We start from the raw sequence: 21,356 nt of genomic DNA, 5'->3' as shown, positions 1-21,356 counted from the left end.
CGGGGGCCCGGCCCGGGCCCCCGTTCGGCGGCGGCGCGCCGCGCTCAGCCGTGGAAGAAGTGGCGCGCCCCGGTCAGGTACAGCGTAACGCCGGCGGCCTCGGCCGCGGCCACGACCTCCTCGTCCCGCACAGAGCCGCCGGGCTGCACCACGGCGCGCACGCCGGCGTCGAGGAGGATCTGCAGGCCGTCCGCGAACGGGAAGAACGCGTCGGAGGCGGCCACGGCCCCGCGGGCGCGCTCGGGCGCACCGTCGCCGGAGACGTTCTCGGCGCCGCCGGCGGTGGACACGTCCTGGCCGCCGGTCTGCGCGGCGCCCAGGGTGTTGGCCCGCTCCACGGCCAGGCGGCACGAGTCGAGCCGGTTGACCTGGCCCATGCCGACCCCCACCGTGGCGCCGTCGTGGGCCAGGAGCACCGCGTTGGACTTGGCGGCGCGCACCGCCCGCCACGCGAAGGCCAGGTCGGCGAGGGTGGCCTCGTCCGCGGCGGGTCCGGCGGCGAGGGTCCACGTGGCGGGGTCGTCGCCGTCGGCGTCCACGGCGTCCGTGATCTGCAGGAGCATGCCGCCCGAGACCTGCTTGGCCTCCACGGCGTCCCGGACGAAGCCCTCGGGCAGGCTCAGCAGGCGCAGGTTCTTCTTCGCGGTGAGGATCTCGAGGGCCTCCGGCTCGAAGGACGGGGCCACCACGACCTCCGTGAACACGTCCTTCGCCTGGGCGGCCATGGCGGCGGTGACGGGGCGGTTGGCCGCGATCACGCCGCCGAACGCGGAGACCGGGTCGCACGCGTGGGCCTTGGCGTGCGCCTGCGCGATGTCCGTGCCCTCGTCCGTGACGGCCACGCCGCACGGGTTGGCGTGCTTGACGATCGCCACGGCCGGGACCGGGTGGTCGAAGGCGGCGCGCACCGCGGCGTCGGCGTCCACGTAGTTGTTGTAGCTCATCGGCTTGCCGTGCAGCAGCTCGGCCTGCGCGATGCCGGGGGCCGCCGAGGAGTCCAGGTACAGTGCCGCGGGCTGGTGCGGGTTCTCGCCGTAGCGCAGGATCTGCGCGCGCTCGAGGGAGAAGCCGGCATAGGGCGGGAACACGGGGATCTCGTCGGCGTGCGTGTCCTCGCCGAAGTGGGCGGCGGTCCAGGCGGCCACGGCGTTGTCGTACGCCGCGGTGTGGGCGAATGCCAGGGCGGCCAGGCGCCGGCGGGCGCGCAGGTCGAAGCCGCCGGACTGCGCGGCCTGGACGACCTCGCCGTAGCGGGCCGGGTCCACGACGATCGCCACGGACGCGTGGTTCTTCGCGGCCGCGCGCACCATGGACGGCCCGCCGATGTCGATCTGCTCGACGACGGCGTCCTCCGCGGCGCCCGAGTTCACGGTGTCCACGAACGGGTAGAGGTTCACGACGACGAGGTCGAACGGCTCCACCTCGAGCTCGCGCAGCTGGGTCACGTGGTCCTCGCGACGACGGTCCGCCAGAATGCCCGCGTGCACGCGCGGGTGCAGCGTCTTCACGCGGCCGTCCAGGCACTCCTGGAACCCGGTGACCTCGGCGACCTCGGTGACGGGCACACCGGCGGCGGCGATGCGCTGGGCGGTGGAGCCGGTCGAGACGATCTGCACGCCCGCGGCGTGGAGCCCGGTGGCGAGCTCCTCGAGGCCGGTCTTGTCGTACACGGAGATCAGGGCCCGCTTCAGGGGCACCGTGTCCAGGACGGTGGTGGTGGGCTGGGCAGAGGTCACGAGGGGGCGCTCCTTCGAGGGGGTCCGGGTGTCCTCCAGCATAGGCCGGGCCGCATAATGGCCCAGGCGTCCGCGTGACGGACCGCCCCCACTCCACCCGACGAACGGGAGCCGACCATGTCCTCCGCCACCCCACCCCGCCCCAGCGCCGACGGCGCGCACCCCGGGCCCGCGCCCGACGTCGTCGCCCCCGACGCCGCCCTGCCCACCGGTGAGGCGGTCGTCCAGGAGCTGCCGTGGCGCTGGTCCGTCCAGGGCCGCATCTTCCTGATCGGCGGCCTGGGCTTCATGTTCGACGCGTGGGACGTCACGCTCAACGGCGTGATGATCCCGCTGCTGCGCGAGGAGTGGGCCCTGGACAAGGCCGACGCCGCGTGGATCGGCACCGCCAACCTCATCGGCATGGCCGTGGGCGCGTTCCTGTGGGGCACCATCGCGGACCGCATCGGTCGCAAGGCGGCGTTCGCGTGGACCCTCGCGATCTTCTCCGTGTTCACGATCGCGGGCGCGCTGACGGACTCCCTGCTGTGGTTCGCGCTGTTCCGGTTCGTGGCCGGCATGGGCCTGGGCGGCACGATCCCCGTGGACTACGCGCTCGTGGGCGAGTTCACCCCGCGCCGGCTGCGTGGCCGCGTCCTGGCCGCGATGGACGGCTGGTGGCCCGTCGGCGCCGCGCTGTGCGGCCTCGTCTCCGCCTGGCTCGTGGGCACGTGGGGCGACTGGCGCCTGCCCCTGCTGGCCATGGTCCTGCCGGCCCTGCTCGTGTTCGTCGTGCGCCTGGGCATCCCCGAGTCCCCGCTGTTCCTGATGAGCCGGGGCCGCGAGGCACAGGCCCGCGCCGTCATCGACCGCATGGTGGCGGCCACCGGCGCGCCTCGCCGGCCCTACACGATGCCCCCGGCCGAGCCGGCCCGCTCCAGCGGCGTCGGCGCGCAGCTCGCCGCGGTCTGGCGGTTCTCCCCGCGCATCACCGCGGTCGCCTGGGCCCTGTTCGTGGCCATCATGCTCGTCTACTACATCGCGCTGCAGTGGCTGCCGACGTTCCTCATCGACGCCGGCTACGCGGAGGGCCGCGCCTTCATCATGACCTCCGGCATGGCCGCGGCCGGCCTGCTCGGCGTGGTCGTGGCCACCGCGCTGATCGAGGTCACCGGCCGCCGCTGGCTGCTGGCCGTCAGCGCCGTCGTCGCGAGCGCCCTGACCGTCTGGCTGGCGAGCGTGCTGGACGTGCCCGCCGCGGTGCTGCCGCTCGTGCTGACGTTCGGCTTCGTGGTGCAGGTCGCGATCCCGGTGCTCTACACGTACGTCTCCGAGCTGTACCCGACGACGCTGCGCGCCTCCGGCTTCGGCTGGGCGTCGGCGGCCTCGCGGGTGGGCGCGGGCCTGGGTCCGCTGCTCTTCGTGGGCACGCTGGTCCCCGCCCTCGGGCTGCCGGGGGCGTTCGCCGTCACCGGCGGGCTCGTGGTCCTGGCCTGCGCGGCGATGCTGGCGCTGGCCCCGGAGACCCGCGGCCGCGCCCTCGAGGTCAGCGCCGACTGAGCTCGCCGAGCACGCGCAGCAGCAGGGCCCGCTCCTGGACCTTGATGCGCTCGTGCAGCTCGGCCTCGGTGTCCGTGTCCAGCACGGGCACCGCGGCCTGCGCGAGGATCGGGCCGGTGTCCACGCCCGCGTCCACCACGTGCACGGTGCAGCCGGTGACCTTCACCCCGTGCGCCAGCGCGTCCCGGACGCCGTGGGCCCCCGGGAAGGACGGCAGCAGGGCCGGGTGGGTGTTGAGGATGCGGCCGTCGAACCGCTCGAGCAGCGGGGCGCCCAGGATCCGCATGAATCCGGAGCACACCACCCAGTCCGGCGCGTAGGCGGCGACGGCGTCCGCGAGCGCCTCGTCCCACGCGCGCCGGTCCGCGTGGTCCTTCGGGGACACCACGAACGTCTCGATCCCGTGGGCGCGGGCACGCTCCAGGCCGCCGGCGTCGGCGACGTCGGCGCCCACCGCGGCGATCTCCATGTCCAGGGCGCCGGAGGCGACGGCGTCGAGGACGGCCTGCAGGTTGGTGCCGGAACCGGAGACGAGGGCAACGATGCGCATGCGCCCATCGTAGGGTGAGGGGGTGTCCGCCCCCGTTCCCTCCTCCCCGCCCCGCCCGCCGCAGGGCGCCCCGGACCCCGGCCGCGTCCGCACCGGCCGTGCCCTGCTGTGGCAGTCCGTGGCGCTGCTGGGGATGGTGCTCTCCTTCTCCCTCGTGCTGCCGTGGAAGCTGATCGCCCTCGCGCTGGGGCTGGTCGCCCTCGTGCTCGGCGTGCGCGTGTGGGTCACGAGCCGCGGCGCCGAGCGCTCGGGGCTGCCCCGCGCGGTGGCGTCCGCCGGCATGGCGATGGCGCTGATGGGCATGACGACGGCGGCGCTGCCGCTACTCGCGTGGGACGCGACGGTCCAGCTCGAGCAGTGCGGCGCCTCCGCGCTCACCGTGCGGGCGCAGCAGGCGTGCGCGGACGAGTTCACCCGTCAGGTGGAGGAGCGCACGGGGGTGCCCCAGCTGCGGCCCTGAGCCGCGGGCGTCAGTCCCGCGCCCGGCGCGGGGACGGCCGGTCGCGCAGGCCCGAGGCGCGGTCGCCGGACCGCGGCACCGTCGTCGTCCCGTCCCGGTGCCCGGCCACGGCCAGGGCGGTGAGGTAGCCGGCCGCGCAGCCCAGCGCGACCCACCCGGCGACGGCGGCGGACACCGCCCAGACGTGGGAGCCGAGGTCCGTCAGCGCGCCGAGCCCGAGCGTCCCGGAGGTGAGGGCCAGCGGCACGAGCAGCAGCAGCCCCGTGAGCAGTCCGGTGAGCACGGCCAGGGCCAGCGTGGACAGTGTCAAGGACACCGCGCGGCTGCCGTGGCGGGTGTGCAGCCAGTCGTCGAGGTGGTTCTCCCCCTCCCGCAGCAGCCACACGCCGGCCACGGCGCCGGCGCCGATCGGCACGGCCAGCAGGAGCAGCTGCCACGGCGACCACGTCCCGGGCAGCGCACCCAGCGCCGGGAGGGCGGGCGCGGTGGCCGGCGTCGCGCCGAACACGGAGTAGAGGCTGTCCGCGCCCACGGAGAACCCCGGGCCCGCCGTCCACGCGATCGACCACGCGGTGAACGTGGGCAGCCAGCCGATCTGCAGCAGCGCCAGGAGCAGGCCGCCCAGCGGACCGCCCCCGATCGCCTCGGCCACGGTGACGACGGCGGTCCACTCGACGGCCAGCCGCCCCGCCACGAGCAGCGCGTTCAGGCCCGTCAGGGCGAGCACGGCGACGGCCGCGGCGCGCACCACGGACCAGGCGTACGAACCGGCCCAGCGTTCGTACTGCGAGCGCCGCGAGATCCGCTCCGTGAGGTCCAGGCCGATCAGGTGCGCCCAGGTGCCGGCCTCGCGCCGCGCCCCCGCGAGGGCGGCGACGCCGAAGAGCAGGGCGGGCAGCAGCGCCGCCGGGGCGGGGTGGGCCGTCAGCTCGTCCGTGCCGGGCAGGAACGCGACGGCCAGCCCCACCAGGGCGTAGGCCCCCACCGCGCCCACGAAGGCCTGCCACGCCTGGTCCCGGTAGGACGCGCGGGCCAGGCGCCGGCCGGCCCGCCAGGACAGCGCGAGCGGGAGCAGGGTCAGGCCCCACGGCACGAGCCACGCCGTGCCGGTGATGAGGTGGTCCGGCGCGGTGGGCATGGCCGTGGTCACGGTGACGGGCACCGCGTGCAGGGCCAGCCACAGGACGCCGCCCACCTGGACGGCGCCTTCGATGGTCGGCCGCTCGAACCCGCCGGTGGCCCACACCGCGAGGGTGGGGACCATGACCGCGAGCAGGCTGATCATCGCCGTGACGAGCGCCTCGACCACCCCCTGCAGCCACAGCGGCAGGGGGACGGGGCGCAGCAGACGGGGCGCAGCGGGGCGGGAACTCACCCGTCCATGGTGCCACCCGACTCCGGGCGGCGCCTGGACGGGGGCGGGCCGCGCGGGCCGGTGCGACGACCGTCACGCGCCCCGAGAGTTCACCGCGGGGTCACCGGGCCGTCGTCGGCGGGTGTCCCGGCCGTGGTCCGGGGTCCTTAGCGTCGGCCACGTGCGTGTCGTCGTGGTCGCCGAATCGTTCCTGCCCCACATGAACGGGGTCACCAACTCCATCCTCCAGGTGCTGCGGCACCTGCGGGAACGGGGCGACGAGGCGATGGTGGTCGCCCCGGCCGCCTCGTGGTCCGCCGGGTGGACCCAACGCGCGGGCGCCGGTGAGGCCCCCCGCGAGGTCGAGGGCTTCCCCGTGCGCACCCTGCCCTCCGTGCCCCTGACCGGGTACACCTCCGTGCGGGTGGCCGCCGGCACGGTGGGCCGGCTGCGCGGCATGCTCGCCGACTTCGCCCCGGACGTGGTGCACATCGCCTCCCCCTTCGTGCTGGGCTGGCGCGCGGTGCAGGCGGCCGAGGAGCTCGGCATCCCCTCCGTGGCCGTCTACCAGACCGAGGTCCCCGGCTACGCGGCCCGGTACGGCGCCCCGTGGCTGGAGGACGTCCTGTGGAGCCACGTGGCGCGCCTGCACAACATGGCCACGCTGACGCTCGCGCCGTCGTCGTTCACCGTCCGGCAGCTGCACCGCCAGGGGGTGCGACGCGTGCACCTGTGGGGCCGCGGCGTCGACTCCCGCCGATTCCATCCCGCCAAGCGGGACGAGGCGCTGCGCGCCGAGCTCGCCCCGAACGGCGAGAAGCTCGTGGGCTTCGTGGGGCGGCTGGCGCACGAGAAGCAGGTCGGGGACCTGCGGGTGCTCTCGGACCTGCCGGGCACCCGCCTCGTGGTCATCGGCTCCGGGCCGCTGCGCGAACAGCTCGAGCGGGAGCTGCCCGGCGCGCACTTCGCCGGCTTCCAGGGGGGCGAGGACCTCGCGCGCCACGTGGCCAGCCTGGACCTGTTCGTGCACCCCGGCGAGTCCGACACCTTCGGCCAGACGCTGCAGGAGGCGATGGCCTCGGGCGTGCCCGTCGTCGCCGTCGGCCGCGGCGGCCCCCTCGACATCGTGGACGCCTCCCGCACCGGCTGGCTCTACCCGCCCGGCGAGCTGGACGAGCTGCGCCGCCACGTCGCGGACCTCGTGTACGACGACGTCAAGCGGGCCGCGTTCGCCGACGCGGCGTGGGCGTCGGTGCAGGGCCGGACCTGGCCGGTGCTGTGCGAGCAGCTCATGGGCTACTACGAGAAGGCGATCGCGGTGCAGGAGCGCCGCCGCGTGGAGCTGGCCCGCCGGCTGCTGACGGCGCCGGCGCTGCTGGCCGCGCGCGTGTTCGGCTGAACCCCGGGGCGGACGACGGGCCGGACGCCGGACGGGCGCCCGGGTGTCGTGTCCGGAGTCGTGGCTAGGGTGGCGGGCATGGACGCCACCCCGCATGCCCGCCCCGCCGAGCCTGGCCCCCTGCCCGATCCCGCCGAGCCCCGCCGCCTCGCCGGCAAGGACGTGCACCCCGTCGGCCTCGGATGCATGAACATCGTGCACGGCTACTCCGGATTCCTCGACGACGACGCCGCCGTCGACCTGCTCACCCGCGTGCTGGAGGACGGCACCGACCACCTGGACACCGCCACCCTCTACGGCGGCGGCCGCAGTGAGGAGCTCGTGGGGCGCGCGCTCGCCCGGGCGGGGTCGGGCGTCCGCGAGCGCGTGCTGCTCGCCTCCAAGGGCGGGCTCGTGCGGGACGGGCAGCGGCGGATCGACGGCCGCCCGGAGACGCTGCGCGCGCACGTGGACGCCTCCCTGAGCCGGCTCGGCCAGGACCGGATCGACCTGTACTACCTGCACCGGCTGGACCCGGAGGTCCCCGTCGAGGAGTCCGTGGGGGCGCTCGCAGAGGCCGTCACGGAGGGCAAGATCGGGGCGATCGGCCTGTCCGAGGTCTCGGCCGTCACCCTGACCCGGGCCGTGGCCGTCCACCCGATCGCGGCCGTGCAGTCCGAGTACTCCCTCGCCACCCGCAACCCCGAGTGGGGCGTGCTCGAGGCGTGCCGCCGCCATGGGACCGCCTTCGTGGCCTTCTCCCCCGTCAGCCGCGGCCTGCTCACGGACGCGCCGCCGCGGCTGGGCGGGCTGGACGCGGGAGATCTGCGGCACCGGCTGCCCCGCTTCGCCGAGGGCCACTACGAGGCCAACCTGACGCTGCGCGAGGCGCTCTCGGCCGAGGCCGTCCGGCTCGGGACGAGCACGGCGGGGCTCGCCGTCGCCTGGGTCCTGGCCCAGGGCAAGGACGTCCTGGCGATCCCGGGCACCACCTCGTGGGAGCACTGGCTCGAGGACCGGGGCGCGCACGAGGTGCGGCTGACCCCGGCCGACGTCGCCCGGCTGGACGACCTCGTCAACGACGCGACCGTGGCGGGCCCGCGCTACAGCGAGAGCCAGCAGGCCAGCATCGACACCGAGGCGGCGCCGCCGCGCTGAGCCGAACGCGGGGCCCGGGGTGGCCCGCGTCTCATTTCGGCAACAGAGCGCACTCCCTGTCAGGATGGGCGTCAGGCACCGCGGCCTCCTCCGACCGCGGCGCGCCACGGCGGGGGCACCGCGGGGCGTCTCTACCCCGACGTCCGAGGAGGACACCATGAATGAGTCTCTGGAGACCCTGCGCGACGAAGTGTTCGCGCGCAACCCCGGCGAGGCCGAGTTCCACCAGGCGGTGTCCGAGGTGTTCGAGGCGCTGGGGCCGGTGGTGCAGCGCCACCCCCAGTACGTCGAGGCCGGGGTCATGCACCGCCTCTGCGAGCCGGAGCGCCAGATCATCTTCCGCGTCCCGTGGATCGACGACGCCGGCGTCGTGCAGGTCAACCGCGGGTTCCGCGTGGAGTTCAACTCGGCGCTCGGCCCGTACAAGGGCGGGCTGCGCTTCCACCCCTCCGTGTACCTCGGGATCGTCAAGTTCCTGGGCTTCGAGCAGATCTTCAAGAACTCGCTCACCGGCATGCCGATCGGCGGCGGCAAGGGCGGCTCGGACTTCGACCCCGCCGGCAAGTCCGACCGCGAGATCATGCGGTTCTGCCAGTCCTTCATGACGGAGCTGCATCGCCACATCGGTGAGCACACGGACGTGCCGGCCGGTGACATCGGCGTGGGCGCCCGCGAGATCGGCTACATGTTCGGCCAGTACAAGCGACTGACCAACCGCTTCGAGGCCGGCGCCCTCACCGGCAAGGGCCTGACGTGGGGCGGCTCGCTGGTCCGCACTGAGGCCACCGGCTACGGCGCCGTGATGTTCGTCGACTCCATGCTGCGCACGCGCGGCGAATCCATGGACGGTCAGCAGGTGCTGATCTCCGGCTCCGGCAACGTGGCCATCTACGCCGCGGAGAAGGCCGCCGCGCTCGGGGCCACCGTGCTCACCGCGTCCGACTCCTCGGGCTACATCGTGGACCCGGACGGCCTCGACCTGGACCTGCTCAAGCAGATCAAGGAGGTCGAGCGTGCCCGTATCTCCGAGTACGCCGAGCGCCGCGGCGGGCGGTCCCGCTACGTGACCGGCGGCAGCGTCTGGGACGTCGAGGGCACCGTGGCCCTGCCGTGTGCCACCCAGAACGAGCTCGACGAGTCCGCCGCGCGGACCCTGCTGAAGAACGGGGTGAAGGCCGTGGCCGAGGGCGCGAACATGCCCTGCACCGAGGCGGCCGCCCACCTGTTCGTCGACTCCGGGACGCTGTTCGGCCCGGGCAAGGCCGCCAACGCGGGCGGCGTGGCGACGTCGGCGCTGGAGATGCAGCAGAACGCCTCGCGGGACTCGTGGAGCTTCGACTACACCCACGACCGGCTCGAGCAGATCATGCGCGACATCCACGACCGCTGCGTGGAGACCGCCGAGGAGTACGGCACGCCCGGCAACTACGTGGCGGGGGCGAACATCGCCGGGTTCATCAAGGTCGCCGACGCGATGATCGCCCAGGGCGTGGTCTGAGGCCCGGCCCTGTCCCTTCCGTGATCCTCCGCCGCCCTGCGACATCACCGCCGTTCTGACGCGCGGTGATGTCGCAGGGCGGCGGTCGCTCAAGGGCGCCCGGCTCCTGCACAGGCCCCCCGACGTCGGGTGCCCTCCACGGCCGGCGCGGGCGACCCGTCGCACCCCGGACGGGCCCACGACACTGGGCCGCATGACCCTGCTCTCCGACCACTCGCGTGCGCTGCTCCCGGGACGCGGGCCCCTGCTCTGCGCGGCGGACCCTCACGACGGGGCGGCGCGGCGCCGTCTCGAACGCGCCTGGACCCGCGGGGTCCTCGTGCGGCTCTGCCCGCGCGTCTACATCAGCGTCAGCGACTGGGCCGCGCTGCGTCCGTGGGACAGGACGGTCGTGTCCGCCGTCGCCCTCTCGATCGCCCGCCCCGAGACGGTGTTCACGGGCCTGACCGCGGCCCGGTTGCACGGTCTCGGGCCGGCCGTCGAGCCGCCCGCGCTCGAGCTGCGCGCCCCCTCCCCCGGGCATCACGGCGCCGGGCCGCTGACCCGCCGTCCCTTCGCCCCCTCCCTGATGGCCCACGACCGCCGGCCTCCCGGCCTGCCGCGCCGCCGACCCCGGTGGGGGCTGCCGGAGGCGGACCCCGCCGCGCCTCAGCGGGTCGAGGCCGTCCTGTCCGACGGGCAGAGCCTCGGGACCGTCCTGGCGGATCCGCTGCCCACGGTGCTGCTGGTCCTCGGCGCGGCCACCCCGTTCCGCGACGCCGTGGCCACGCTGGACGCGCTCGTCCGAGCCCGGCCCGAGGAGGCCGCACGCTGGGCGAGGCAGGCGGAGAGCCGGCTCGGATCGGCGGCCGCCCTCCGCCGATTCGAGCGGGCCTGGCACTTCGCCGACGCGCGGGCGGAATCCGCCGGCGAGTCCTACAGCCGGGCCATCGTCCACGAGCTCGGCTTCGTCCCGCCCACGGCCCTGCAGCATCGCCACCGGGACGCGAACGGACGCGAGGTGGCCCGCACGGACTTCTGGTGGGAGCAGGTGCGGGTGTACGGGGAGTTCGACGGGCTGGGCAAGTACGACCTGTCGTTCTTCGACGGTGACGACACGGCCCGCCGCGCCAGCATCCGCCGGGAGAAGGAACGGGAGGTGGCCCTGCAGCTGGTCACCCGGGCGGGTGCGCATTGGACGTGGGGAGACCTCCTGCGGCCGGACCGGCTGGCGCGGATCCTCACCGCCGCGGGCGTCCCCCGCTCGGTCTGATCCACGGCCGTCCCACGGGCCCGGTCCCGACCTCCGCGAGCCCGAGCGTTCGACCTCCGCTCTGCGACATCGCAGCCGTGCTGCACGGCGGTGATGTCGCAGGACGGCTGCCGGGCGGCCCGCAGCCCACCTCAGCCTGCCTCAGCCGGCCAGGGCCGCCCGCTGCTCGGGGCTGATGCGCACGGGGCGGCCCGTCTGCCCGTCGACGAACACCATGACGGACGTCGCGGTGGCGCAGAGGGTGTCGTCGACGCCGTCGTGCAGGGCGTAGCCCACGTGCACCGAGGCGGCCTTCACGGCGTCCACGCTCACCACCACGCGCAGCGGCACGGGGCGGTAGGGCATCTGGGCCCGGTACTTCACGGTGTGCTCGGAGATGAACGTCCGCACACCGGGGGCCACCCCCTCGAGCAGGTCGATCGGCGGGGCCTGCCCGCCACCGGCGCCGGTGTTCGCGGGCACGCCGAAGGCCGCCACGCGGGCCTCCTCCAGCAGCTGCACCACGGCGATGTTGTTCACGTGGCCATAGGCGTCCATGTCCGCCCAGCGCAGCGGGATGCGGACCTCGACGGAGCGCGAGGCGGTCATCGGGCGGCCTCCTCGTCCGTGGACCGGTCGTCGCGCTGCGCCGCGGCGTCGAGGGTCGCCGGCGCCTCGTCGTCGCCGAGGATGTCCTCGCGCCAGGCCTCGGGCTGCACGTCCACGAACTCGACGGGCAGGATGCCCAGGTCCTCGAGCTGATTGGACAGCGTGGCCCCGTCCGGGCCGTAGCACCACGGGATGCCCGGGGTGGAACGGCGGGTGTCCTCCGCCCGGCCGCCCGCGAGCAGCGCCTGCGAGGGGGTCAGCTGCCGGATGACGATCGCCTTGACCCGGTCGGGGTGGCGCTGCGCGAACTCGGCGTAGATCTCGGGGTCGTGCTGGCCGTCGTCGCCCACCAGGATCCACTGGATGTCCGGGAACTGCTCGGCGAGGCGCTCGAGCTGGACCCTCTTGTGCTCCTGGCCGGAACGGAACCAGCGGTCCCTCGTGGGCCCCCAGCTGGTCAGCAGCAGAGCGCCGAGCGGGTAGAGGTTGCGGCCCAGGAAGCGGGTGAGGGTCTGCGCCACGTTCCACGCGCCCGTGGACAGGTACAGCACGGGGGCCTTCGGCTCGAGCTCGGCGATCCGGCGCAGCAGCACGGCGATCCCCGGAGTGGGCGTGCGGGCGTGCTCGTCGATCACGAACGAGTTCCAGGCCGCCAGCAGGGGGCGGGGCAGCGAGGTGACCACCACGGTGTCGTCGATGTCCGAGACCAGGCCGATCCGCGCGCCCGGCTCGCAGATGTACAGGTCCATGACGGCGTGCTCCTCTTGGCCGCCGACGTGGAGGGTGGCGGTCTGCCAGCCGGGCTCCAGCTCGACGTCCAGCACGACGTCGACGACGCCCATCCGGTCCGTGCGCACCGTGGTGCGCAGGTCCCCCACCTGCACCTCCACCTCGGCGTAGGCCATGGGCGGGGCCACGAAGTTGCGCCAGCCGCGCACGCCGTCCGCCACCACCTTCGACAGCCGACGGCCGTTCATGAACTCCTCGTCGGAGGCGATCACCACACGGGAGAGGATCCGCACCCAGCTGGTGCTGCCGTAGCCCGTGAACGCCATGACCGTCGGCACGTTGCCGGCACGCAGCGCGCGGGCGCGGTGCCAACGGTTCCACCCCTCCTGCAGGTGCGTGGCGACGTTCTCCACGGGAGTGGGGTCACCGGAAGGGGCCAGGCGGCCGCGCCGGGGCGCGGGCGTGGGGGCGTCGGAGGCTGCGGGCATGCGCCCAGTATTCCGCACCGTGCGCTCTCAGCGGATCTCGGGGACCAGCGCGGTCAGGCGGTCCAGCATGCGGCCGACCTTGCCGTTCTCGATCGCGGCGGCCACGTGCCCGTCCGCGAACCGCTCGCCGCGCACCAGGTAGGTGAACAGCGTGCCGAGGTCGGCCAGGGACGCCTCGGCGATGCCGGCCTCGCTCACCCGGTCCACGTTCCGCAGGTAGTCGACGTCGATGCCCGCCAGCTCCTGCGCGGCCACGAGGCCGGGGAACACGCGGTCGTCGTAGTCCGGGTAGACGCCGCCGAGGGTGCCGGGCGCGGGGGCGCCGTAGGAGGCGATCGGCCGGGCCTCGGTGCCGTAGCCGGCGGCGAGCAGCTCGCGCAGCGCACGCACGGCGGCCACGCGCTGGGGCGTGGGGGTCTGCGGGCCGGTGAGGGTGGCGTCGTCGTCGGGGGTCGGGAGGGGGTGCTCGGTCATGGCGGCTCCTCTGCTCGGGGGGGGGTCGGCCCCATTGTCTCGCGTGCGGTCCGACGTGTCCGGGCCCCCGCCTAGGCTCGGGGCATGAGCCCCGCCCTGCCCCGCCCCGCCGAGCTGCGCGCGATCGCCCTCGACGCCGCCCGCGCGGTCGTCGGCGACCTCGCCGCCGCCTTCCGCTCCCCCACCGCCATCGGGCCCGAGGCCAAGACCACGCACCACGACCTCGTCACCGTGCACGACCGACACACCGAGGCCCGGCTCGTCGCCGCGCTCACGACGGCGGTCCCCGGCTCCGGCGTGCTCGGCGAGGAGCTCGGGGCGCAGGCCGGCACCGGTGAGGCCGCCCGGCTGACCTGGATCGTCGACCCCATCGACGGCACCTCCAACTTCACACACGGCTTCGCGATGTTCTCGGTGTCCCTGGCCGCCGAGGTCGACGGCGAGGTGGTGGCCGGCGTCGTGCTGGACCCCGTGGGCCGGCTGGCGTTCTCCGCCGACGCGGACGGCGCCTACCTCACCCGCGGCGACGGGCCGGAGCGCCCGCTGGCCGAGGTCGGCCGGCCGGCGCCGGCCGGCGGCGAGCGCGCCCAGAACCTCGTGACCTCCTACCCGGCGGGCGAAGCGATCGCGCGCGAGGGCGAGGACGCGCTGCGCCGCTTCGGGCGGCTCGTGACCGCCCACGCGACCGTGCGCCGCACCGTCTCCGGCGCCCTCGAGCTCGCCCACACGGCGGCGGGCTGGGCCGACGCCGCGCTGTACGTGGACACCAAGCCCTGGGACGTCGCGGCAGGGCAGCTGATCCTGCGCCGCGCCGGGGGCAGGTGGCTCACGCCGGACCCGGCCGCGCCGTCGTCGGGCCGGCTCGTCGACGACGGCCCGCGCGCCCACACGTGCCCGTTCGCGCTCGCCGTCGCCCCGGGCCGCGAGGCGCCGACGACGGCGGCGGTGCTGGGTGACATCGTCGCCTCGCGGGCGACCGACCATGTATAGAGTGGATGTGAGCCCGATCTCAGCGCCGCGCCCGACGGCGCCCGTCCCGGCATGTCAGGAGGCCCCGATGACCCAGCAGCACCATGACACCGACGACGCCCCGTCGATGCAGCGCCCCGATCCGGTCGCGGAGCCCGGGGACCACCTGATGTTCGAGCACCCGGACGGCGAGGCCGTCCTGGTGCTGGACGAGGACCAGGTCTGGCGACTGCTGGGCCGCGTGGGCCACGCGCGCCTCGGGCTGGCCGTGGACGGGCGGCCGGACATCGTGCCGGTGAACGTGCGGGCCCACGACGGCGCCATCTACTTCCGCACCGCGCCCGGCTCGAAGCTCGCCGAGCTCACGGTGAACCCGCGCGTCGTGGTGCAGGCCGACGGGATCCTGGCCGACCAGGCCTGGTCCGTGCTCGTGCACGGCACCGCGCGCCGCCTGGACACGGAGGCGGAGATCGCGGAGGCCGAGTCCCTCGGCATCGAACCGTGGGTGCCGACGCTGAAGGACTTCTACGTCCGCGTGGACGTCCAGCGCGTGTCCGGCCGCCACTTCGTGTTCGGCCCGCACCCCGAGCGCAACGAGTCCCAGACCGACTGAGCCGCCGGCAGGACGCGTGGGCTGAGCCGGACGGCTCAGCCCACGTCCGCCGGGCTCAGGGCTGCGCCGGGGGCTGGCCGCCCTCGCCGCCCGCCGGGGGCTGGCCACCGCCGGGCCCGCCCATCCCGCCCTGCTCCTGCTCAGTGGTGGTGTCGATCGGGACGTCGATGGTGATGGCGAAGCCCTTTTCCACGGAGCCCGTGATCTGCGGCAGCTGCGTCTCGTAGCCGTCCGAGAAGACGTTGTCCGTCTCGAGGCTGACCTTGGCGAAGTTCGCCGTCGACCCGTCGTAGGCTGAGGTGGCATAGACCTGCGAGGACTGCTCCTCGGGCATGGCGATCTGGGAGGTGAGGACGTTGTTCGTCGCGTCCGTGATGGACGCCTTGTCGGGGAACACCTCGAAGTGCAGATGGGGCCACCGGCCGTCGTAGCAGCCGGGCCACACCGTGGTGAAGGTGACCGTGCCGTCGTCGCCCACCACCTGGACGCCGCGCAGGTAGGTCTCCTCCGTGATGCCGTCCGAGTACATCGAGTAGCGGCCCTGCGCGTCGGCGTGCCAGAGGTACACGGCGGCGCCGGTCATCGCGGCGTCGCCGTTGGCCATGTCGATCACGTTCATCGTCACCGTCAGCGGGACGCCCTCGGCGACGGTGCCCGTGTCGATGCTCGTGGTCAGGTCGGAGCGTTCGATGCCGGACGCGTCGAGCACGTCCGGGCCGTTGGAGCCGTCGCCCGGGTACGGGCCTGCGGTCTCGGTGACCATCTCGGTCAGGGTGGCGGACGGCGAGGCGCTCGCCGCCGACGAGGAGGAGGCCGCGGGTGACGAGGAGCCGGCGCTCGCCGACGTCGAGCTGGAGGAGGACGAGGCGCCCTCCTGGACTCCGCACGCGGCGAGGACGAGGGCCCCCGCCCCCGCGCCGAAGATGCCCAGCGCGTTGCGGCGGGAGACGAGCGTGCCGACGTCGAAGGCGGCGCCCTGGTCCTCGACGTCCTCGGCCGGGGGGTGGGAGGCCCGGCCCTCGAAGGTGGGCGTGACGGCGGGGACCTCGCCTGCCTCGGTGACCTGGGGGAAGGGACGACGGGAGCGGGTCGGGAGCCAGGGGGCCATGGAGCTCCTCTCGTGGGGCGCCCGCCAGGTGGCGGGTCGCGTCGAGATGCCAGCATGGCAACGGATGCCGGACGTTTTCGTGAGATCGGCGGGATGGTTCCAGGACATCTCCTGGGCGGTTTCCGACACGGGCGGGACCGCCGGCGCCTCGGTCGACGCCTCAACTACCTGCCGGTCCAGCTCCGTTGCTGAAACATGCACCTGGAAAGGTGGCGCACACTCTCAGGGTCGAGTCAGCGATTCCGGCGCCGGGCCGTCTCAGACCTCCGGGGCCTCCCCCAGGTGGCTCGGCGCCCACATCGCCAGGCGGGTCTGCACCACCACGACGTTCGGCCCGTCCGCCTGGAACGCGCGCTCGAGCGCGCCGCGCACGTCCTCCACTCCCACCGTCTCGGCGGGCACGCCGAAGGAGGCGGCGAGGGCCTGGAAGTCCGGCCTGTCGAGCTCGGTGGCCGTGGCCTTGCCGAACGCGCCCTCCATGTACTCGCGCAGGATGCCGTATCCGCCGTCGTCGATGATCAGCCACGTCACCGCCGCGCCGTGCTGTCTGGCGGCCGCGAGCTCGGCGAGGGAGTACATCGCCGAGCCGTCGCCGGCGACGGCGAGCACGCGCCCGTCGATCCCGGTGCGTCCCTGGTGGGCCAGGCCCACCGCGCCGCCGAACGCGGCCGGGAACCCGTAGCCGAGCCCTCCGGCACCCTGCGCCGAGTGGAACTCGCCGTCCTGCGCGTCCCAGCAGTTCCACGCCCAGTAGGCGGCGATGGTCATGTCCCAGTACGTCTGCATGGTCGACGGAACGGCGGCGCGGATGTCCGCCAGGAGCCGGCGCTCCACGCCGAGGTCCTGGGCATCGAGGCGGGCGGTGATGCGCGCGTTGACGTCGGCGACCACCTCGGCCGGGGTGCGGCCGTGCCAGACGGCGGCGTCCTGCGCCACCGAGCCCGACTCGCGCAGCGCCGCGGCGAGCGCCTCGAGCGCCTGGCCGGCGTCGGCGCGCACACCCAGCGTGGGGTGGTTGGTCTCCAGCACGCGCGGCTCCGCGTCCACCTGGATGAGGCGGCCGCGCGGCTCGAGCGTGAAGTAGTTCGAGGTGACCTCGCCGAGCGAGGAGCCGACCACGAGCAGCACCTCCGCGTCCTCGAGCAGGTCTGTGACGAGGCGGTCCTCCACCCAGCCGCCGAGGCTGAGCGGGTGCTCCCACGGGAAGGCGGTGTTGCCGCCCGGCGAGCAGACCACGGGTGCCTGGAGCAGCTCCGCGACCTCCCGCAGGCTCTCCATCGCGGCCCGGCCGGAGCGGCGCACACCGCCGCCGGCCACGATCGCCACCCGCCCGGCCCCGCGCAGCCAGCGTGCGGACTCGGCCACGAGCTCGGCGCGCGGCGGGTGGTCGTAGGGCACGGCCAGGGCGTCCTCGACCGGGGGCACCATGACCTCGCCGAGCAGCACGTCCTGCGGGATCTCGACCCACACCGGCCCCTGCGGCACGGTGATGGCCTCGGCCCACGCGTCCTGGATGGCGGACGGGATGCCCGAGGCGTGGTGGACCGTGAACTGGGCCTTGGTGACGTTGCGGGCCGAGGCCTTCTGGTCGTCCAGCTGGTGCAGCATGCCCTTGCGCCGGGCGCCGAGCCCGGACAGCGGGATCTGCGAGGCGACCACGAGCATCGGCACGCCCGTGGCGTACGCCTCCTGCAGGCCGGCCAGTGAGGTGAGGGCGCCCGGGCCGGTGGAGAGGAACAGGACGCCGACCTCGCCGGTGGCCCGGGCGTACCCGTCCGCGGCGAAGGCGGCGTTGTTCTCCACGCGGTTCGAGACGAACTCCAGCGGGGAGCGCGACAGGGCGTCGAAGAGGCCGAGGGCGTGCTGGCCCGGGATGCCGAAGACCGTCCGCGCGCCCAGGGCGTGGAGCGTCTCCACGGCCAGGTCGCCGCCGTTGCGCCGCGGGGCCGCCGTCGTCGTCTGCTCGTCCGTCATCGGGCCGACTCCTCACCGGCGGCCGCGCGGGTGGCGCGGCGGTCGGCCATCAGGGAGATGAGGTCGTAGGCCACATGGGAGGCGGCGACGCCGGTCAGCTCGGCGTGGTCGTAGGCCGGGGCCACCTCCACCAGGTCTGCGCCCACGATGTCGAGCCCGCGCAGCCCACGCAGGATCTCGAGCAGCTCGCGGCTCGTGATGCCGCCGGCCTCGGGGGTGCCGGTGCCCGGCGCGTGCGCGGGGTCGAGGACGTCGATGTCCACCGAGATGTAGAGCGGCCGACCCCCGATGCGCTGGCGCAGCTGGTCCACGATCTCGTCCACGCCCTGACGGAACACGTCCGAGGAGGTGACGATGCCGAAGCCCATGCGGTGGTCGTCGTCGAGGTCCTTCTTGCCGTAGAGCGGACCGCGCGTGCCCACATGCGAGATGGCCTCGGTGTCCAGGATCCCCTCCTCCACGGCGCGGCGGAACGGCGTGCCGTGGGTGTACTCGGCCCCGAAGTAGGTGTCCCACGTGTCCAGGTGGGCGTCGAAGTGCAGCAGGGCAACGGGCTCGCCCGCCCGGGCGGAGGCGGCGCGCAGCAGCGGCAGCGCGATGGTGTGGTCGCCGCCGATGGTCATGAGCGAGGAGCCGTCCTCGGTGAGGTCCATCGCGTCCTGCTGGATCGCCTCGATGGCCTCGCCGATGTCGAACGGGTTCACCGCCATGTCCCCGGCGTCCACCACCTGGGCCTGCGCGAAGGGCGAGGTGTCCGTGGCGGGGTTGTACGGGCGCAGCAGCCGCGAGGACTGCCGCACGTGGCCGGACCCGAAGCGTGCACCGGGGCGGTAGGAGACGCCGGCGTCGAACGGCACGCCGACCACCTTGATCTCCGGGGCGACGCCGGCCGCGGCCGCCTCGTCCAGGCGCGGCAGCAGCGCGTAGGTGGGGGTGCCGCCGTAGCGGGGCACGAGGGCGGAGTTCACGGGGCCGAGGCGGCCGTTGTCCTCGACGCGGGGGATCTCGAGCATCTGGATGTCCTCTCTGGGCGGTTCGGTTCGGTCTGGTCGGTCTGGTCTGTCCGGTGTGGGCGCGCCGGACGGGGTCACGCGTGGCCCACGAGGGTCCACAGCACGACGGCGGGGCGGTCGTCCGGATTGGCCCACGAGTGGGGCTCGCGGCCGGGGAAGGTGACGGTGTCCCCCTCCTCCAACAGGTGCACGGCCTCGGTGGTCCGCAGCTCGAGGCGGCCGGTGACCACGTGCACCGCCTCCACGCGGCAGTCCACGGTGTACAGCTCCGCCTCCCCGCGGCCGCGCGGCGCGATGTCAGCGCGCAGGATCTGCAGGTCACGACTGCCGCGCGGGGTGATCAGGCGCTCGCGGATGCCCTCGCCGCCGAGGTTGACCGCGGGGGCGTCGGCGAGGCGCACGACCGTCACCTCGGGCGCGTCCAGGACGTCGCCCGGGCTCGCGCCGAGCACCTGGCACAGGGTCACGAGCGTGCTCACGGACGGGCTCGTCAGGTCCCGCTCGAGGCGGGAGAGGAAGCCCTTGCTGACGCCGGCCGCCTCGGCCAGCTGGGCCACGGTGAGCCGCCGCGCCTCGCGCAGCGCACGCAGCCGACGGCCGATCAGCGCCTGGCCCGGCGCGGTCTCGAGCGGGAGGGCCTTCATCGCGCTCCTCCCGACGTCGGCCAGGCGACATCGCCGATGTCACCCTGGACGACATGTTGTCTGATAAGCAACATGTGTTTACCGTAGGCCCGGATCGTGTGATCGGCAACACGACGATCTCTTGTGTCCCGCCGCGGCGCACCGCATCCCGGCGCCTCGGATCCCTTCGCTCCAAAGACCGCCCGTGACCCTCAACCTGACCATCGTCGCCGTCTACCTGGTCGGCATGCTCGCCTTCGGCTGGTGGGGCAAGACCCGCGCCGCCAGCTCGGAGGACTACCTCGTGGCGGGCCGCCGCCTCGGGCCGGTGCTGTTCACCGGCACCATGGCCGCCGTCGTGCTCGGCGGCGCCGCCACCGTGGGCGGCGTCGGCCTGGGGTACGAGTTCGGGCTCTCCGGCGCGTGGCTCGTGGCCGCCATCGGCGTCGGCGTCCTCATCCTGTCGGTGGCGTTCGCCCCGATCCTGGCCCGCCTGAAGATCTACACCGTCTCGCAGATGCTCCGCCTGCGGTACGGCCGTGGCGGGGCCTCCCACGCCTCCTCCTTCGTGATGCTCGCCTACACGCTCATGCTCGCCGCCACCTCCACGGGCGCCTACGCGTCGCTCTTCGTGGTGCTCTTCGGCTGGGACCGCTGGCTGTCCGTCCTGGTGGGCGGCGGCATCGTGCTGGCCTACTCCGTGCTCGGCGGCATGTGGTCCATCACCCTGGCCGACATGGCCCAGTTCCTCATCATGACCATCGGCCTGTTCGCCCTCATGCTCCCCCTCTCCCTGGCCAACGCCGGCGGCTGGAGCGCCATGCAGGAGCGCCTGGGCGCCGAGTTCTTCAGCTGGGACGGGATCGGCGTGCAGTCGATCGTCACCTACTTCGTGATCTACACCCTCGGCCTGCTGATCGGCCAGGACGTCTGGCAGCGCGTGTTCACGGCCCGCTCCCCGCGCGTGGCCCAGATCGGCGGCGCCACCGCGGGGCTGTACTGCATCGTGTACGGCGTCGCCGGCGCCGTGATCGGCATGGCGGCGCGCACGGTGACCGCGGACATCGCCGCCACGGACGACGTGTTCGCGTGGGTCGCCCAGAACCTGCTGCCCGTGGGCGTGGGCGGCGTGGCCCTGGCGGCCGCCGTCGCGGCCATGATGTCCACCGCCTCGGGCGCGATCATCGCGGCCTCGACCGTGATGCGCACCGACATCCTCCCGATCCTCCGCGGCGAGGCCACCGCCGCCGAGGACGGCGCCGTCGCCGAGGACGCGGCCACGGAGACCGCGGCGGAGCTCGCCTCGAACCGCGGCTGGGTGCTGCTGCTCGGCGCCGTCGTGCTGGGGCTGGCGATCGTCGTCCCGGACGTGGTGGCGGCCCTGACCATCGCGTACGACATCCTCGTGGGCGGCCTGTTCGTCGCGATCGTCGGCGGCCTCGTGTGGAAGCGCGGCACCGGCACGGCGGCCCTGTGGTCCATGGTGGTCGGGACGGTGGGCACCCTCGGCACCATGGGCTGGCTCGAGCTGAACGCGGCCGAGCCCTTCGAGGGCGTCTTCGCGAACGAGCCGATCTACGTCGGCCTGGCCGCCTCCGCCGTCGTGTACGTCCTCCTCAGCCTGATGACCCGGCCCACCGACCCCGCGGTCCTCGAGGCCTGGCGGGTGCGCTCCCGCCACGGCGTCGACCCCGCGGTCCGAGCGCAGGTCTGACCCACGCTCCCGGGGCCTGTGATCCTCCGACGCCCGCACGATGGCCGAGGCCACGTGGTGCGGCGGGCGGCGGCGGGCGACCCTTCCCGCGGGCTCCCCCCGGCCCCTAGTGTCTCCGTACAGCCTGAGACCGGGACT

General features: G+C 74.4%; 19 protein-coding genes. 9 read left to right on the top strand and 10 right to left on the bottom strand.

Translation table 11 applies throughout. The features are described 5' to 3' along the window. Positions 1-44 precede the first annotated feature (44 nt). Positions 45-1,736, bottom strand: a complete 1,692-nt coding sequence (gene purH / locus B1A86_RS01990) for a bifunctional phosphoribosylaminoimidazolecarboxamide formyltransferase/IMP cyclohydrolase (RefSeq protein WP_078025812.1) — start codon at positions 1,734-1,736, stop codon at positions 45-47. A 117-nt stretch (positions 1,737-1,853) separates the two neighbouring features. On the opposite strand from purH, the gene B1A86_RS01985 reads away from it, so the two are divergent. Beyond that, the gene (locus B1A86_RS01985; RefSeq protein WP_078025793.1) at positions 1,854-3,275 is read left to right on the top strand and encodes an MFS transporter; all 1,422 of its coding nucleotides are present in this window, start codon (positions 1,854-1,856) and stop codon (positions 3,273-3,275) included. Here B1A86_RS01985 and purN read toward each other — a convergent pair. After that, positions 3,262-3,825 carry a phosphoribosylglycinamide formyltransferase gene (gene purN / locus B1A86_RS01980; RefSeq protein WP_078025794.1) on the bottom strand — a complete coding sequence of 188 codons (564 nt, stop codon included), beginning with the start codon at positions 3,823-3,825 and terminating at the stop codon, positions 3,262-3,264. The two genes, B1A86_RS01985 and purN, sit on opposite strands and share 14 nt — an antisense overlap. Positions 3,826-3,847: 22 nt before the next feature. Between purN and B1A86_RS01975 the strand changes: the two genes are divergently transcribed. After that, positions 3,848-4,285: a hypothetical protein gene (locus tag B1A86_RS01975; protein WP_070709856.1), complete on the top strand. Its 438-nt coding sequence runs from the start codon at positions 3,848-3,850 to the stop codon at positions 4,283-4,285. A gap of 10 nt (positions 4,286-4,295) precedes the next feature. Here B1A86_RS01975 and B1A86_RS01970 read toward each other — a convergent pair whose 3' ends face one another. Further along, on the bottom strand, positions 4,296-5,660 hold the full coding sequence (locus tag B1A86_RS01970; protein ID WP_246836837.1) for a DUF6350 family protein: 1,365 nt from the start codon (positions 5,658-5,660) through the stop codon (positions 4,296-4,298). Between the two features lie 160 nt (positions 5,661-5,820). Here B1A86_RS01970 and B1A86_RS01965 point away from each other — a divergent pair, with 160 nt between their 5' ends. From B1A86_RS01965 to B1A86_RS01950, 4 genes are all read left to right on the top strand, one after another. Further along, a complete protein-coding gene (locus tag B1A86_RS01965) occupies positions 5,821-7,038 on the top strand; it encodes a glycosyltransferase family 1 protein (protein WP_044659010.1) in 1,218 nt (405 codons plus the stop codon). Between the two features lie 78 nt (positions 7,039-7,116). Further along, on the top strand, positions 7,117-8,175 hold the full coding sequence (locus tag B1A86_RS01960; RefSeq protein WP_044659008.1) for an aldo/keto reductase: 1,059 nt from the start codon (positions 7,117-7,119) through the stop codon (positions 8,173-8,175). 157 nt (positions 8,176-8,332) lie between these two features. After that, the gene (gdhA, locus tag B1A86_RS01955; RefSeq protein WP_020621604.1) at positions 8,333-9,673 is read left to right on the top strand and encodes an NADP-specific glutamate dehydrogenase; all 1,341 of its coding nucleotides are present in this window, start codon (positions 8,333-8,335) and stop codon (positions 9,671-9,673) included. Between the two features lie 193 nt (positions 9,674-9,866). Next, positions 9,867-10,925: a hypothetical protein gene (locus B1A86_RS01950; RefSeq protein WP_078025796.1), complete on the top strand. Its 1,059-nt coding sequence runs from the start codon at positions 9,867-9,869 to the stop codon at positions 10,923-10,925. Positions 10,926-11,066: 141 nt separating this feature from the next. Here B1A86_RS01950 and B1A86_RS01945 read toward each other — a convergent pair whose 3' ends face one another. Genes B1A86_RS01945 through B1A86_RS01935 form a run of 3 tightly spaced genes read right to left on the bottom strand, consistent with a single transcriptional unit; the run spans position 11,067 to position 13,204 of the window. After that, on the bottom strand, positions 11,067-11,513 hold the full coding sequence (locus B1A86_RS01945) for a thioesterase family protein (protein ID WP_002853740.1): 447 nt from the start codon (positions 11,511-11,513) through the stop codon (positions 11,067-11,069). Next, positions 11,510-12,730 carry an App1 family protein gene (locus B1A86_RS01940; RefSeq protein WP_078025797.1) on the bottom strand — a complete coding sequence of 407 codons (1,221 nt, stop codon included), beginning with the start codon at positions 12,728-12,730 and terminating at the stop codon, positions 11,510-11,512. Before B1A86_RS01940 ends, B1A86_RS01945 begins: the two co-directional genes overlap by 4 nt. A gap of 27 nt (positions 12,731-12,757) precedes the next feature. Further along, the gene (locus tag B1A86_RS01935; protein ID WP_020621601.1) at positions 12,758-13,204 is read right to left on the bottom strand and encodes a DUF6508 domain-containing protein; all 447 of its coding nucleotides are present in this window, start codon (positions 13,202-13,204) and stop codon (positions 12,758-12,760) included. An 84-nt stretch (positions 13,205-13,288) separates the two neighbouring features. Between B1A86_RS01935 and B1A86_RS01930 the strand changes: the two genes are divergently transcribed. Both B1A86_RS01930 and B1A86_RS01925 read left to right on the top strand, forming a co-directional pair. Next, positions 13,289-14,194, top strand: coding sequence for an inositol monophosphatase (locus tag B1A86_RS01930; RefSeq protein ID WP_078025798.1), 906 nt, complete (start codon positions 13,289-13,291; stop codon positions 14,192-14,194). A 67-nt stretch (positions 14,195-14,261) separates the two neighbouring features. Next, positions 14,262-14,786: a pyridoxamine 5'-phosphate oxidase family protein gene (locus B1A86_RS01925; RefSeq protein ID WP_020621599.1), complete on the top strand. Its 525-nt coding sequence runs from the start codon at positions 14,262-14,264 to the stop codon at positions 14,784-14,786. 55 nt (positions 14,787-14,841) lie between these two features. Here B1A86_RS01925 and B1A86_RS01920 read toward each other — a convergent pair whose 3' ends face one another. The 4 genes from B1A86_RS01920 to B1A86_RS01905 all read right to left on the bottom strand — a co-directional run bounded on the left by B1A86_RS01920 (position 14,842) and on the right by B1A86_RS01905 (position 19,525). Beyond that, entirely contained in the window at positions 14,842-15,894 is a 1,053-nt protein-coding gene (locus tag B1A86_RS01920; RefSeq protein ID WP_041103041.1) for an intradiol ring-cleavage dioxygenase, read from the bottom strand. Positions 15,895-16,152: 258 nt separating this feature from the next. After that, complete coding sequence (locus B1A86_RS01915) at positions 16,153-17,868, bottom strand: thiamine pyrophosphate-binding protein (RefSeq protein ID WP_078025799.1); 1,716 nt, start codon at positions 17,866-17,868, stop codon at positions 16,153-16,155. Beyond that, complete coding sequence (gene speB / locus B1A86_RS01910; RefSeq protein ID WP_041103046.1) at positions 17,865-18,881, bottom strand: agmatinase; 1,017 nt, start codon at positions 18,879-18,881, stop codon at positions 17,865-17,867. Before speB ends, B1A86_RS01915 begins: the two co-directional genes overlap by 4 nt. Positions 18,882-18,955: 74 nt before the next feature. Next, complete coding sequence (locus B1A86_RS01905; protein ID WP_041103047.1) at positions 18,956-19,525, bottom strand: XRE family transcriptional regulator; 570 nt, start codon at positions 19,523-19,525, stop codon at positions 18,956-18,958. 184 nt (positions 19,526-19,709) lie between these two features. On the opposite strand from B1A86_RS01905, the gene B1A86_RS01900 reads away from it, so the two are divergent. Continuing rightward, complete coding sequence (locus B1A86_RS01900; protein WP_041103048.1) at positions 19,710-21,218, top strand: sodium:solute symporter; 1,509 nt, start codon at positions 19,710-19,712, stop codon at positions 21,216-21,218. The last annotated feature ends 138 nt before the right edge of the window (positions 21,219-21,356 follow it).

Origin of the sequence: Micrococcus sp. KBS0714 (assembly GCF_002008305.4) — a bacterium.
Taxonomy (GTDB): domain Bacteria; phylum Actinomycetota; class Actinomycetes; order Actinomycetales; family Micrococcaceae; genus Micrococcus; species Micrococcus luteus.
Note: the sequence above shows the minus strand (reverse complement) of the source record. Positions and strands in the feature narration are given on the sequence as shown.